Source organism: Bacteroides reticulotermitis JCM 10512 (assembly GCF_000517545.1).
GTDB lineage: Bacteria > Bacteroidota > Bacteroidia > Bacteroidales > Bacteroidaceae > Bacteroides > Bacteroides reticulotermitis.
This window is the reverse complement of sequence record NZ_BAIV01000005.1, coordinates 20032-33024: the sequence shown is the minus strand read 5'-3', so window position 1 is coordinate 33024 and position 12993 is coordinate 20032. Positions and strand designations below refer to the sequence as shown.

The 12993-nt window shown below is 42.9% G+C and carries 12 protein-coding genes and 2 pseudogenes; 7 read left to right on the top strand and 7 right to left on the bottom strand.

The genetic code is table 11. The annotated features are described in order from the left end of the window. The first annotated feature begins 5 nt into the window (after nucleotides 1–5). Both JCM10512_RS03940 and JCM10512_RS23025 read left to right on the top strand, forming a co-directional pair. Complete coding sequence (locus tag JCM10512_RS03940) at nucleotides 6–602, top strand: hypothetical protein (protein WP_148298255.1); 597 nt, start codon at nucleotides 6–8, stop codon at nucleotides 600–602. A gap of 140 nt (nucleotides 603–742) precedes the next feature. Beyond that, nucleotides 743–940, top strand: coding sequence for a hypothetical protein (locus tag JCM10512_RS23025; protein ID WP_044160631.1), 198 nt, complete (start codon nucleotides 743–745; stop codon nucleotides 938–940). A gap of 38 nt (nucleotides 941–978) precedes the next feature. On the opposite strand, the gene JCM10512_RS23020 is transcribed toward JCM10512_RS23025, so the two are convergent. Next, nucleotides 979–1155: a helix-turn-helix domain-containing protein gene (locus JCM10512_RS23020; protein WP_206777880.1), complete on the bottom strand. Its 177-nt coding sequence runs from the start codon at nucleotides 1153–1155 to the stop codon at nucleotides 979–981. A gap of 108 nt (nucleotides 1156–1263) precedes the next feature. Between JCM10512_RS23020 and JCM10512_RS24785 the strand changes: the two genes are divergently transcribed. The 5 genes from JCM10512_RS24785 (at nucleotide 1264) to JCM10512_RS24780 (ending at nucleotide 2623) form a co-directional block, all read left to right on the top strand. Then, on the top strand, nucleotides 1264–1461 hold the full coding sequence (locus JCM10512_RS24785; protein WP_081741210.1) for a CHC2 zinc finger domain-containing protein: 198 nt from the start codon (nucleotides 1264–1266) through the stop codon (nucleotides 1459–1461). After that, nucleotides 1452–1739, top strand: coding sequence for a hypothetical protein (locus JCM10512_RS03925; RefSeq protein WP_044160627.1), 288 nt, complete (start codon nucleotides 1452–1454; stop codon nucleotides 1737–1739). Before JCM10512_RS24785 ends, JCM10512_RS03925 begins: the two co-directional genes overlap by 10 nt. Before the next feature lie 94 nt (nucleotides 1740–1833). Next, nucleotides 1834–2118 (top strand): helix-turn-helix domain-containing protein, encoded by a 285-nt coding sequence (locus tag JCM10512_RS22370; protein ID WP_148298254.1) that lies wholly within the window; start codon nucleotides 1834–1836, stop codon nucleotides 2116–2118. Between the two features lie 11 nt (nucleotides 2119–2129). Continuing rightward, nucleotides 2130–2333 carry a hypothetical protein gene (locus tag JCM10512_RS03915; protein ID WP_148298253.1) on the top strand — a complete coding sequence of 68 codons (204 nt, stop codon included), beginning with the start codon at nucleotides 2130–2132 and terminating at the stop codon, nucleotides 2331–2333. 134 nt (nucleotides 2334–2467) lie between these two features. Further along, nucleotides 2468–2623: an HU family DNA-binding protein gene (locus JCM10512_RS24780; protein ID WP_369346458.1), complete on the top strand. Its 156-nt coding sequence runs from the start codon at nucleotides 2468–2470 to the stop codon at nucleotides 2621–2623. Nucleotides 2624–2961: 338 nt separating this feature from the next. Here JCM10512_RS24780 and JCM10512_RS03910 read toward each other — a convergent pair whose 3' ends face one another. From JCM10512_RS03910 to JCM10512_RS03885, 6 genes and pseudogenes are all read right to left on the bottom strand, one after another. After that, nucleotides 2962–3294 (bottom strand): hypothetical protein, encoded by a 333-nt coding sequence (locus tag JCM10512_RS03910; protein WP_044160620.1) that lies wholly within the window; start codon nucleotides 3292–3294, stop codon nucleotides 2962–2964. 36 nt (nucleotides 3295–3330) lie between these two features. After that, complete coding sequence (locus tag JCM10512_RS03905; protein WP_044160619.1) at nucleotides 3331–3546, bottom strand: hypothetical protein; 216 nt, start codon at nucleotides 3544–3546, stop codon at nucleotides 3331–3333. Nucleotides 3547–5032: 1486 nt separating this feature from the next. Then, nucleotides 5033–7489: an alpha-L-arabinofuranosidase family protein gene (locus tag JCM10512_RS03900; protein ID WP_044160618.1), complete on the bottom strand. Its 2457-nt coding sequence runs from the start codon at nucleotides 7487–7489 to the stop codon at nucleotides 5033–5035. Nucleotides 7490–7604: 115 nt separating this feature from the next. Further along, nucleotides 7605–9940: pseudogene (locus JCM10512_RS03895) on the bottom strand (beta-galactosidase). A gap of 162 nt (nucleotides 9941–10102) precedes the next feature. Continuing rightward, nucleotides 10103–11422 (bottom strand): TldD/PmbA family protein, encoded by a 1320-nt coding sequence (locus JCM10512_RS03890; protein WP_044160616.1) that lies wholly within the window; start codon nucleotides 11420–11422, stop codon nucleotides 10103–10105. A gap of 29 nt (nucleotides 11423–11451) precedes the next feature. After that, nucleotides 11452–12992, bottom strand: a pseudogene (locus tag JCM10512_RS03885) (TldD/PmbA family protein). Nucleotide 12993 lies beyond the last annotated feature (1 nt).

The following is a 12993-nucleotide window of genomic DNA, read 5'->3' as shown; positions in this document are numbered from 1 at the left end:
CGCCCATGAAAAGAATTCTTTTTCCTGTCACAATATGTTTGATTTTATGTGCAAATTTACATGCACAGTATAAGTCTAAAGAGAACATACAATATATATATGAATTAAAGGTTGTTAACAAGAACTTGTTTCCAATACTAGATAGTATTATCAATACGAAATCCGAAGTGACCTATTTTAGAGATGGCCCTTTATTAACTATGTGGTTTGGCTTGGATAGTATTAAGCCTGATTTAATCATGATTTGGGCAGAAGGAAAAGAAATAATGGGAGCTAATCATGATTTGGGTTTGTTTGATTATAAAGAAAACACATTCGTTGTTAGAGGAATCTCGTTGGATACAACTGTTTTTTTAAAGACAGATTCTAAGCGTAAATTTAAATTTTCATCAAGCCCTATTAAAGTACTCAAAAACGGAACAATGGTATTTGATTTGGGTGCAGACAAAAGATATTGTACATGGACATGTCGATACCGGAATGGTAAATTCAAGCTATTATCTTTTGGTAGTTTTGATGATAAGGTAAAGCGATTTGATAATATAGAACAAGAATATCATCAAGAAGGCATACAAGATCCTATTAGATGCAATCAACCATAGTTCAACGGAGACTGGTGAATTATGTGCTGGCAAGTCCCTTGCGAAGAATGTAATAGTTCAGCATAGCCTTTGTCAGTTGGGGAAGAGTGTATTAATTTTAGAATAGCAAGTTTGTGTTCTGGTCTGACCAGAACTAACTTATGGCTAAATCCCATTGGTCTGTAATGGCTAACGGGATTTTTCTATTTTTACAATGCCGCCATATTCTTCTGGAAGAACTCCCTGAACTTTTTGTTGGTAAGCATTTTGCCAATCAGCCGGAAGACCGTCTGCTTGTCCTCCTCATCGAGCTGCTGTATAAGCCTGATCTGCTCAATGGCACCCTTTATCCTCGATGACCACCTCCCGCAGAGTCACCTCTTCGGGATTGATCAGTTCATCCACCGTTATATTGTACAGTTTGGAGAGCTTCTGCAGCTCCGCCACCGATGGCCCCTGACCCATTCTCCATTTTGTTGTAGTTGGAATATCCGATACCCAGTTCATGGACCACCTGCTTCTGGATTAACCCTTGCTGTTCCCGTAATCTTCTGATGTTCGTTGCAATATCCATATGTTTACCCATCCTTTGTTATAGCGAAAATATAGATTTTAATAGTTCGATATCGGAATTTTAAATCTATTTTTGCAGTGGAATAAATCGAATAAAATAAGCTATTATATGGATATCCCCGAAATCAAGTCCCGCTTAAGCATCGAATCCGTCCTCCGGTATTACGTTTTGCGCATGGACGGCAACTCCCGCCTCTGCTGCCCGTTCCACAGCGACCGGACTCCGAGCCTGCAGGTTTACCCGCAGACAACACCGCTTATTGCTTCTCTTCCAACTGCAAGACCCACGGACGGAGCATGGACGTGATTGACTTTATCATGCTCAAGGAAGGAATCAGCAAACACGAAGCTATCCTGAAAGCTCAGAGCCTGCTGGGAGAAGTGCCGGTGGTTCCGTCCGTCCTTGTGAGTACCCCTGTAGTTAAAGCAGAACCCATTGCAGTAGATATTGCTTTCCTAGAACGCATGTTCTCCTACTTCCATAACTGTCTGTTCAACAGCCACCCGGCACTGGACTATCTGGACAGCCGCGGATTGGATGGAAAATCCGCGGCAAGTTGCCCCCCTTCTTCCAATCGAAATTGACCCCTTATTTCCAATTCAAACTGCCCCCTAAAATCATCCGATTGATTTGTTTTATTGGCTGCTTACTTCTATCTTATCTGTTAAAAACAGAAGTATGTCTAATAAAACAATTGAAATGAGTAAGATCCGTCAAGTCTTGCGTTGTTATGCCTCCGGCTATGGTACTAAATCCTTGAGTGACATGCTTGGCTTATACCGCAACACCATCGAAAAGTATTTACATTTATATCAGAAAAGCGGTTTGAGTATGGAAGAAATCCTGCGCATGATGATTCCTGTCTGCATTCTTTTTTTCAAGAGAAAACCAAACCCAAAGAAGTTGTCAGTGCCCGTTGCAAGACCCTCCAAACCCTTCTGCCCGAATACGCCAAACGCCTGAAGAAAAAAGGCGTGAGTCGTCAGATGCTGCATGCTGAATATCTGGCGGATTATCCCGACGGGTATCGCCGTAGCCGTTTCTGTGCCTGCCTCCAAGAATATATGTCTACTTCACGTCCTGCCGCCCATTTGGAACACAAGGTAGGGGACAAGATGTTTATTGACTATGCGGGAGACAAACAAGGATCACTTGTAAAAGTATGTAAGTATACATAAGTCTTCCATATAGTGACGTCCAGTAAACAAAAGAAAGATTTCCACTGCAGATTATTACATCTTTAAGTACACAAATTAATTCATTCAGGCAAAGCAGCCCACTATTTTTTGAATAACTAGAAAATAAGTATAACATGAGTATATATTACGATCTTTACAACAGTGGTAATCCACTTAAGAGGGAAAAGAAACAGCCGCTTCCCGCCCGCGTCATTCCCTCAGGGACTATCGACGCAAGAAATTTATCGGACTGGTATCCAAAACGAGTGATTTCGGGCAAACCACCATAGAAGGATACCTACAAGCCATCGCAGACAAATTACACCATTGGCTGATAAAACCCTAGATAGTAAAAAGCCGAAACAATGACTAGAACCACCCATTATCAATGGATTATGCAGACAAAAACAACTACATTACCCATGCAGATTTCATACGCGAAACAAAAATTCGCTGTAACAAAGCAATCAAACTATTGAATCGTTTCGGGCACAAGGAGCCATCCAAAGAGACAGTGGAGGAAGAACTGTTGTATATTTAAAGAAAGCATGATGAGAAGCGTGAACCTGGTATTCCTTCCATCCCAAGATATATTGATAGAAACTATTATCCAAGATGGTTACTCATCTTAATTGCATGTAGAATAGACATTACTGCATTGCAATTCTGGTGGCATCCAACCACTATAAACCTGACCCCTTATTTTAGCGTTTATTTTTAACCACTTTCCTTCAAAATCTGTAACCTCATACATTTCCGGATTGTATTCCTCATCCACCAATACCACTTCGCTTCGTTTATTAGGTTCTTTATATAACACAAAATTCTGATCGTATGCAGCAGAGAAAATACCTAAATGACTCTCCTTATGAATCCACCCCTTAGCAATTATATCGTTGTCAAGAGCCCAATATGCTATAACATAAAACAAACTGTCGTTTTTTGCCAACAAATCAAACATTACGATGTTTTCTCTTTCAATATCATTTCTTACAGTTTATCCTTTGCGGCTATTAGCTTCATCAAAAACCCAAACTTCTCCTGCAAAATCAGAATCCAAAAACACAGTCACAAAGCTTGTATCATTACGAATAACCTTTGCACCAATATTAACATGGTCTGTATCTTTACGTAAATCATCAGCTTGTGTATTTCCGTTTTTAGCGCTACAAGAAATGAGAAATAGCAGATATATAAATAGGAATGACTTCATCTTTTTATTGTCTAATAATTGATTTCATACTAAAAGCATTTGGTACTATCCCTGTTACTCCTTGAAGGGGCACTTTTACAGTTTGTTGACGTGTAACCTTTACTGTAAAATTACTTACTCCTGACATTATCGGATTAAACGTCTCAAAATCTTGCGGAGTCAACTGTAGATACAACTCCTCCTACAAAAGCCTATTTCGACACTTCTTTGCCGTTTAATTCATTATCCGCATTAGATACCTCTCGCCAATCGCCCCTTGTTCAACTGCAGAAGTCATTGTATAGCCCGTTAAGGAGTCATATCAACCCTCTCCACTGTAGCAAACCTCGGGACAGCTAGGAGGCTGTAAGTAAGCTTGCTAGGCAAATTTAAGAAATTATATGTAATGCGGCCTACCCTCTTATTCAAATCTTTTATTTACCCCCCGTTTTGTCATACCTATAAGAGATGCCAAACTTAGTGTAACGAACATGATCTTATAAATAAGTACCTGCGTCAGACGAAAAAGATTATCGTTAGTAAAGTCATAACGACGCTACTGCCTGTCAATGGATTGCCAATCTATATCAGAAAGCCACCATAACACGGAGTATTTATGAATCACACGCAAAAGTATAAGGTTCTGCTGAGCCTCAATTCTCCGGAGTACGACTTAAGTTCCGACTCCTTTTGCAAACCGGACATATTCGTGTAGCTATTTTGCGTACCTAGTTTCATCAGCGAGGCTTTAATACGCACTTTGCACAATGATACAACACTTTCATGTCATAATCACTTTTTCGCGTATCGCTCAGTATATCAGCGTATTGCAATGCGCCTTCTTTTTTTGATCACTTTATTCTGAGGAACGATAGCTATTGCTCGCTTCCCCCAAGAACAGAGCCTTCAATTCACCAAATAAGTCTTTTCTCAACCCGTATCGTGCGCAACTATTCGTAGATTTAAGCAGTCGTTTTTCAGGTTTATTTTCTTCTATTTCCTGTTTCACATTATGTGCGACAGGTGTTCCACATTATGTGCGACGCCTGTTCCACAATATGTGAGTCAGCTGTTCCACATTATGTGGAACACGAAATGTAATGAAAAAAAATGCCTTCTACGAGTTTTTCACTACTAGCTGGCGGGAGATTTTAGCCAAGTACACAGCCTTCGGAAATCGGTATTATCTATTGAGTAGATCAGTCCGAGAAAAGAAGACGCAATATATAATACTATAATTCAGCCACTTACATCAAAAAGTGATTATGACATGAAAGTGATGTATCATTGTGCAACTCGCTTAAATTTCATATTTTACCGGTTAAATCGTTTATAGATGCAAGTTATTTCCCTCGATTTAAAGCTGATTGCAGCTAAGGAGAGTCATGGATATCCTTCTTTCAAATAGCAGAAGCGAGGCTGCCTCAACCCTAAATGAGACAGCCTCGCTTACAATATACCAATTTTCGCTTACTGTAAATAGCAGTAAGCAGCGTGATTAAGAGACTTATTTTGTTTTTATCCGAATCACTGTAAATGAATAGGCAGGCAATTCCTGTTTGAATGCCTCTCCCACTTCGATCGTATCCGTCACCGGTACAGGAGTAGATTCTGGCGTACCAGTCAATAGAGTGCGGCTAGCAGCAGTTTGTATGGAACCTATTGCCGGAAGCTGAATATCTGTATCAACACTCACCGGAAGCAGATTCACGAGTTTCACAATGAGGTCTCCGGTCTTAGTATCACGTACAATTGAAGAAGCGACACGCAACTTCACACGCTCATCCTGATTATCCAACTTGATCTGAGAAGGTATATAACGATCCCCCGCATGTTCTCCATATAGTTGCTGCACATAGTATCCGGTAGTGGGTTTTACTTCCCGGTTATTGAAGTAAATCAAATCCGGATTCCATTGGGTATGCTTTTCCTTCGCCAATAGAGGAGCATAAGACGTCATATGTACAATGTCTCCATTCCGTTCCAAAGAGGTGAGGTAGATGGCCTCTGAAAGAGCTGTTTCCAGATTAACCTTGCGTCCCGGAATGTGAGAAGCATATTCACCCAAATAGACTTTCGCTTTCTTACGGTCGTACTTATCATAAAAGTCTTGATTGTGTAGGAACCAACCGGGTGAGAGATAGTAGTGTTCGTCCACCATAGGAACGCCAAGCTTATCTGCCAGTTTCCATCCCTCCTCGTAGTCCGTTCCTTCAAAGAAAGGCCCGACTGTACCAATCACGGTTATCTCCGGGTGCTTCTCTTTAATCGCTTGGAAGATCATAGTGAATCGTTCTTCAAAAACATCCGTAATGAGATCTTCGTTACCGATTCCAATATATTTCAGGTTGAACGGTTTCGGGTGACCGGACTCCGCACGGATCTTTCCCCACTTCGTCTTTTTGGCATCACCGTTTGCCCACTCAATTAAATCCAGAATATCCTGCACATAAGCGTCCATCTCGCACATGGGAATGCCGCCCTGCTGACCACCTCTCAACTCATGTCCATTATGTCCGGAGTTCTGACAAGGCACGCCGGCAGCTAATACCGGCAGAGGTTCGGCATCTACATCTTCACAGAATTGGAAATATTCAAGATATCCCAGCCCCATGCTTTGGTGATAGCCCCAAAGGTTTCGGGCAGGTTTACGAGTTTCCAGAGGCCCGATGGTATTCTTCCAACGATAGATATTCTCCAATCCATCTCCATGAGCTACACAGCCACCCGGAAAGCGAATAAAACGCGGGTGCATATCTGCCAATGTTTGCGCCAGATCGGGTCGCAAGCCATTTATACGTCCTTTGAATGTCTGTTGAGGGAAAAGAGAAATCATATCCAGATTCAGTTCTCCCACATTTTGCATTTGAAGTTCCAGATGCGCATCGGCAGAAGTCTTTGCCGTTAAAACCGAACGATACGTTTTCCATGAACGGGACGAAACTGTTAGTGTTGTTTCTCCCTGTACTGTCCCGTCGGCGGCAACCAAACGTACCCGTACCTTTTGTGCTTTTCCATCTCGCACGCGAGCAAACAATGAGAAATCATATTTCTCACCTGCTTTCAACGCAATCCCGTCAAAGCCTGCATTGGTTAAGACTGCTCCAGGTTGATCGACTTTCAGAACAGCATAATGCGGATTATTCGGATGAATCGGAGCAACTGTATCAATCGTAAAAGCTGCATGTTCACCTTTCAAAGCCCAAGAGTGAGTACTGTTCCAGTTCTGATCTCCACCGCGGTCCGAAGGAACATACTCAAAGCCCCGGTTCTGAATCAGTTCCGCGTACAAGCCACCATCCGCGGCATAGTTAATGTCTTCAAAGAAGATTCCCATCAGCAGATCACTAATCGCCTTTGTCTGTTCAGGCTGCGCTGTAACGGTTGCTTTTACAGGCTTTAGTCCGGCAAAACGCGAACCATCGTCCAACAAACGTTCATCGTAAATCGAATTTCTATATTGTGTAGCCTCGTATGACTTGATTAGTCCGTCCACCAGACTCCATTCTACTTTGTTAACCGTTCCGGTTTGAGACTCCGAACCGATCAATGCGCCTACTCTTTCACGCTCAAAATCAGGAGTTGTGCGAGGATATGACTGTCTTCCCCAATAGAGTAGGTTTTTAGAGATAACTTGTCCGTAACCATCTTCCGCATTCAACTTCCATGTACAAAGCCACTCTCCGTTCGGTTTGAGTTTCAAACATGGATCAAGCATTTTCTTTTGTGAACCCCAGCGACCGTAATCGCAGCGCACATAGCCATGGCCTTTTCCTATTTCAAACCAACTCTTCTGATCCGCACTCCAAGCGAAACGAAGTCCACTACGCCCATCGTCCTGAACGGTAGCATAAGCAAACAGATAAACAGAATCGGGTACATTCGTCACTTCTTTCACCGAAGCAAACACTTGTTGCTGAACTGAACCAAGTAATATGCCTAAAATAATAAGCAGTTTATTCATAGTATTTTGCAATTAAACATTAAAACTCTTCGAGTTAACAATAAACAGTCAACACCCCTGATAATAAGGAGTGTTGACAAAGTTATCTATTTTTTCAAATATTTCACCAACGATCTTAATATTTAAACCCCGTTGGTTGTACATATATACGATATTCCTTAATCATGCCCGGATAGCCTTTCTCGGCACGTGGCAAATAGCGAAAGCCGGTTACGGTTTCTATCTTACTCAGGTCGATGACTACTTGATGCGGGTAAGCTACATTATCAACTGTCATCCAGAAAGTAGATTCCTGCAAGTCGAATATCTTATCAGCCGTACGGTTACCGCTCCGCGTCTCTTCGCTATCAGCATATCGAATCGTCCAATGTTCGCGAGATACAGGTTTACCGTCCGCTCCCAATACATCAAATTCGGCAATAGCAGCTATATTATCCTCAGCTTGCGGAGTAAGAGCTTCCAGACAGAAGAAACGTCCTTTAGCCGGAGTTGCGAAGCGAACCTCTTGCCAACCGTTACCCGGAGTGAATGCACCTTCGTATACCGCTTTCTCTCCGGATAGTTGTAGTTTCTCCCCTTCCTTTCGGTGCGTTTCAGGAGCTTTTTCGCGTAGAACGTCCAGAATAGGCTTTTTCAATCCTTTGATTGACGACTTCTCCGGGCCTTTCAAATCGAGAACCACAATTTCGTTCTCGCCTTCTTTCAGCCAGCATCCCGGCATGAAAAGAGTTTGTTGAGGTCCGATTTCCCAGAAACGTCCCATAGCACGTCCATTCACCCATACCATACCTTTTCCCCAGGTACTCATGTCGAGGAAAGTATCTCCCACTTTATTCAGTTTGAAAGTTGCTTTATAGTAAGCAGGCATAGACGGCAACGTCTTTTGATCACGATAGTTTTTATTCTTAGCAAATGTGTAATCTACCGGTAAATTATATACAGTCCAATTCTTTAAATCCTTGCTTTGGTTATCGGCAAGCAATTCGACCTTTTCTGTGATACCTTTGCGGTCGTGAATCGATTTATCAAAATTCACCCGGCCCATAGCTTCTACTAATATGTCCAGACGAGTACCTTTCTTCAAAGCCGGAAGAGTTGTTGTAAATTCTCCTTTGCGACGATCCAAGCGAGCCAACAGTTTACCATCGGCGTAAATCTGCGCCCAGTCGTGTACCTCAGTAATTTTCAGTACCGTACCGGCTTTCACCGCTTCCGGTAAGTTTGTACGGTATAGAATACTTCCCCAACCTTGATTGAACTGTTCCATCGGTTTGATATCCACCGTTTGTTTGGGTGCAGGCAGGTTGTCAAAAAGCGGAGCTACCTGCGTAAATTGTATTTCAGGCACTTCAATGAGGGAGAATGCGGCAGGTACTTCCGACAACGTTTCTCCTTCCGAAAGATAATTCTTTAGCAAATCACGTAGCAGGAAGTATTTATCGGTTGTCCACCCCGCTTCGCTGATCGGAGCATCATAATCATACGAACTACACATCGCAGAATAAGCGGGATTATTAGCACCTCCCCAATGTCCGAAGGTTGTTCCCCCATGAGTCATATATAAGCTAAACGAGATATTCCGGTCCATCATATCTTTAATACCCTGTACCATATCCTTAGCCGGACGCGTTTCGTGTTTCCGTCCCCAATGATCGAACCAACCACTCCAGAATTCGCTACACATCAGTGGTGCTTCCGGACGCAGTTCTTTCAGCTTTTTAAATTGCTGGTCGATATTGGCCCCCGTACCGAAATTTATAGTCCAGATCAGATCGTCAAGTGCATTGTTGGTAAAGTTGCTATTCCAGTCACATTGAAACAACGGTACATCGGTAAAGCCCGATTCGCGTACCAAATCGCGTACAGCAGATACATAAGGCTTATTCGTTCCGTAAGATCCATATTCATTTTCAACTTGAACCATGATGATGTTTCCACCTTTATTGACTTGCAACGGAGCTAGCTGCTTACCCACCTCTTTCATAAAGACACCTACGCGTTCCATGAAATAAGGGTCGAGTGTGCGCAAAGCCACATCTTTCTTCTTTAGCAACCACCACGCAGCCCGCCCATTTCCCACTCGGCACACACATACGGGCCGGGACGTACAATGACATACATTCCATTCTCTTGAGCAACCCGGCAGAAAGCTGCAATATCGTTCTGACCGGTAAAGTCAAACTTTCCTTCCTCTTGCTCGTGGATATTCCAGAATATATAAATACAAATGGTATTCATGCCCAAAGCCTTGCACATCTTGATGCGATGTTCCCAATAGGCTTGTGGAATTCGGGTATAGTGTAGCTCCGCAGCTTTTATTACAAACGGATTACCGTCCAATAAAAACGTGTTTTTACCCGCTTCAAATTTGCGGGCAGTAGTCTGTGCTTGCACACTTCCTCCCAAGAGGAGAGTAAAGAGTACGAATAAAGCAATAAATCTGTTTCTCATGGTTTATAGTCTTATTATTATATTACATAGTATACGGCAAAGATAGCCGATTCACCTATAGCTGAGTACCAATTTTCATTCAAAAAGGGCTAGATATGAAGCAAAAAAGGGGAATAGAGTGTAAATTTAACTCCATTCCCCCAACTTATTATATATAATCGATTATAAGCCGCTAAAGTCGACTCCTTCAAAAACCAGTGAAGGAATGCGCCATGAAGAGTTCAGGCGCGGGTCATTTCCCTTACCGATTAATGAGGCCCATAAAGACAACATATTACCGGTCACATTCATTTCGGTCACAGCCTGTACCAGCTTACCGTTCTCAATCAGGAATCCTTCAATCCCATAAGAGAAGTCACCGGTCGAACTGTTGCAATTACCTCCATTAAAGCCTGTCACTAAAATACCTTTGTCAACACCAGCCACTAATCCGTTCAGATCTTTATCACCCGTTTGCATAACCATTAACGAAGGCGAGCTGATAGTTGGCTCCACGCCCATCTTCTTAGCATTGTAGGTATCAATAAAGTACGTTTCCAGTACGCCGTTTTCAAGAATCGAACGACGTTTAGTCGCAACTCCTTCGTTATCGAAATAACGGGATCCCGATGATTTAAGCAGATGAGGTTCATCAACCAATGTCAGTTGCTCCGATACGATCTTCTCATTTAGCTTATTCAAAAGGAAAGAATTCTTTTGTTGCAAAGCCGAACCATATAAAGCACTGATCAACGGGCTTAATAATTGACTGGAGTTCATCGGATCCACAACCATTGTATATTTGCCCGACTGTACCTTCTTTTGCCCCAACTTGCGTAGAACACGTTCCAAGGCAGTTTGTCCGATACCTTTCTTGATCAAGTCATCGTAGAAAAGAGCAGAGTCATACCAATATGCAGACGGGCGTGCTTCTCCTTCTCCTTTAATCGCAACATCTGCCACAAGAGAGAATTGAGTGCTTTTACTTTCTCCTTCAAACCCATTACTGGTTATGCTATACGAGAAGTTTTCTCCATCGCTATAAGACGTAGAAACCGAGATGATGCGTTCATCTTTACCCAGTACTTCTTCGGCTACAGATTTGGCCAATGCCATTTTATCATCGGGACTGATAGAAGTCAGTTTAGCGTCGAACAGTTGCAAATCAGGCTGTCCTCCCTTATAATAGCGGGAAGCATCCGGCAACCCGCGTGCTTCGTCTTTAGCCAAATAGCGTGTCGACTCAATACCGTTACGAATAAAAGTCTCCAACTCTTTTCGATCCAACCGATTGGTAGAGAGACTTCCGAAACGACCGTCTACATAGAGAGAGATGCTCATTCCACCCTCTGAGGCTTGTTGGAGTTTATCAATTTTGGCATCGCGCAACTCAAACGAAGTATTCGAATTGGCATACACAACTACTTTTGCAGCCTGGCAACCATTCTTCAGCGCATAATCCATCGCTCCCTGTGCCAGTTTTTTATTACTTTCTGTTATCATAACATACTGTAGATTAAAAGATGGAAGAATTAAGAATTACCGCCGACAGTCAGTTTACTAACCAACGCTGAAGGCATACCACACGTCACCGGGCAAGATTGACCGTCCTTACCACAAGTCCAAGTACCATTGTCAATCTTATCATTATCGGCCACCATGGTGATATCCGCCAATGCTTTCGGACCGTTTCCGATGATATTGATATCTTTAACCGGCTGTGTCAGCTTACCGTCTTCAATCAGGTAGCCCGATTTTACGAAGAATGTAAAGTCACCGGCACCGATCTGTACCTGTCCGTTCGTGAAGTTATCTACATAAATACCCTGTTTTACCGTAGCGATAATATCAGCTTCCTTCATATTACCCGGCTCCATATACGTAGCGCGCATACGCGGAAGGGGTGAATTGCGGAAAGACTCCCTGCGTCCGTTACCGGTAGGAGCCACTTTATAATGCTTCGCACTGATTCGGTCGTGCATATAACTTGTGAGTACACCATTCTTAACCAGGTACGTTTTCTGTCCATCAGCTCCCTCATCGTCCATATTAATCGATCCACGATTGAACGGAATAGTACCATCGTCAATCACCGTAATATGCTCATTACAAACCTTTTTATTCAATTGATCAGAAAAGATAGACACATTCTTGCGATTGAAGTCAGCTTCAAAAGCGTGTCCGATTGCTTCGTGTAAAAGGATACCCGAACCACCGGCACCCATCACTACCGGCATCTCACCACCTTTCGGTTTGATTGCCTTGAATAGTAGAGCAGTCTTCTCTACCGCCTCATTAGCCAATACATCTACTATATCATCGGTCAAGAATTCAAATCCTTTCCGATAAGCACGTGCTGCATAGCTATTTTCGGTTTTACCGTCCTCTTCCATAATACAAACGGCTCCCAAAGTAACCATCGGGCGATAATCGTAGTACATCACTCCTTCCGAGTTACAGAAGAAGATATGCGAAGTCGCATCGCTTTGGAAGGCTTGCACTTTGCTAACCCGCTTATCCAAAGCAAAGATACGGTCATTCAGTTTTTGCAGATAAGGCATTTTATCTTTCAACCCCGTATCTTCCCAAGAGGAAGCGATGGAGTAATAATTCTTTTTCAGTTCTTTTTCCGACAAGTTAACCGGCTTATTTCCCCGATTGGAAGAAGCAATACGGGCAGCTGTACGAGCCGCTTTGAGCATTTCATCCAACGTGACATTTTCCACATAAGCATAGCCACTCTGGTCACCTGCCAATACGCGTACGCCCACTCCGAAATCGATATTGGAACGTGTGCTGTTTACTGCACCATCCATCAAGCTAATGCTATTGTTCAGGGTATGCTCAAAGAATAGATCGGCATAGTCTCCTCCCTTTTCCAATGCGGCAGTCAGCACCTTACGCAAGTCGCTTCACTCACGCCGAAATGGTTCATAGCTAAACTCACGGCAGTTTTCCGGTCTGCTTCTTTTCCTCCCAATGCTCCGGGAGCAACAAAAGCTAATGCTTGCTCTGTAGCTAATGAGCCGAACAAAGCCATTCCTCCTGCTTTTAAAAATTTCCGTCTGTCCATA

Excerpts from the sequence above, each read along its gene's own strand:
- JCM10512_RS03910 (WP_044160620.1), bottom strand. The coding sequence starts at position 3,294 with ATGTTTGATTTGTTGGCAAAAAACGACAGTTTGTTTTATGTTATAGCA.
- JCM10512_RS03890 (WP_044160616.1), bottom strand. The coding sequence starts at position 11,422 with ATGATAACAGAAAGTAATAAAAAACTGGCACAGGGAGCGATGGATTAT.
- JCM10512_RS23020 (WP_206777880.1), bottom strand. The coding sequence starts at position 1,155 with ATGGATATTGCAACGAACATCAGAAGATTACGGGAACAGCAAGGGTTA.
- JCM10512_RS03925 (WP_044160627.1), top strand. The coding sequence starts at position 1,452 with ATGGACGTGATTGACTTTATCATGCTCAAGGAAGGAATCAGCAAACAC.
- JCM10512_RS24785 (WP_081741210.1), top strand. The coding sequence starts at position 1,264 with ATGGATATCCCCGAAATCAAGTCCCGCTTAAGCATCGAATCCGTCCTC.
- JCM10512_RS03900 (WP_044160618.1), bottom strand. The coding sequence starts at position 7,489 with ATGAATAAACTGCTTATTATTTTAGGCATATTACTTGGTTCAGTTCAG.
- JCM10512_RS03940 (WP_148298255.1), top strand. The coding sequence starts at position 6 with ATGAAAAGAATTCTTTTTCCTGTCACAATATGTTTGATTTTATGTGCA.
- JCM10512_RS24780 (WP_369346458.1), top strand. The coding sequence starts at position 2,468 with ATGAGTATATATTACGATCTTTACAACAGTGGTAATCCACTTAAGAGG.
- JCM10512_RS22370 (WP_148298254.1), top strand. The coding sequence starts at position 1,834 with ATGTCTAATAAAACAATTGAAATGAGTAAGATCCGTCAAGTCTTGCGT.
- JCM10512_RS23025 (WP_044160631.1), top strand. The coding sequence starts at position 743 with ATGGCTAAATCCCATTGGTCTGTAATGGCTAACGGGATTTTTCTATTT.
- JCM10512_RS03905 (WP_044160619.1), bottom strand. The coding sequence starts at position 3,546 with ATGAAGTCATTCCTATTTATATATCTGCTATTTCTCATTTCTTGTAGC.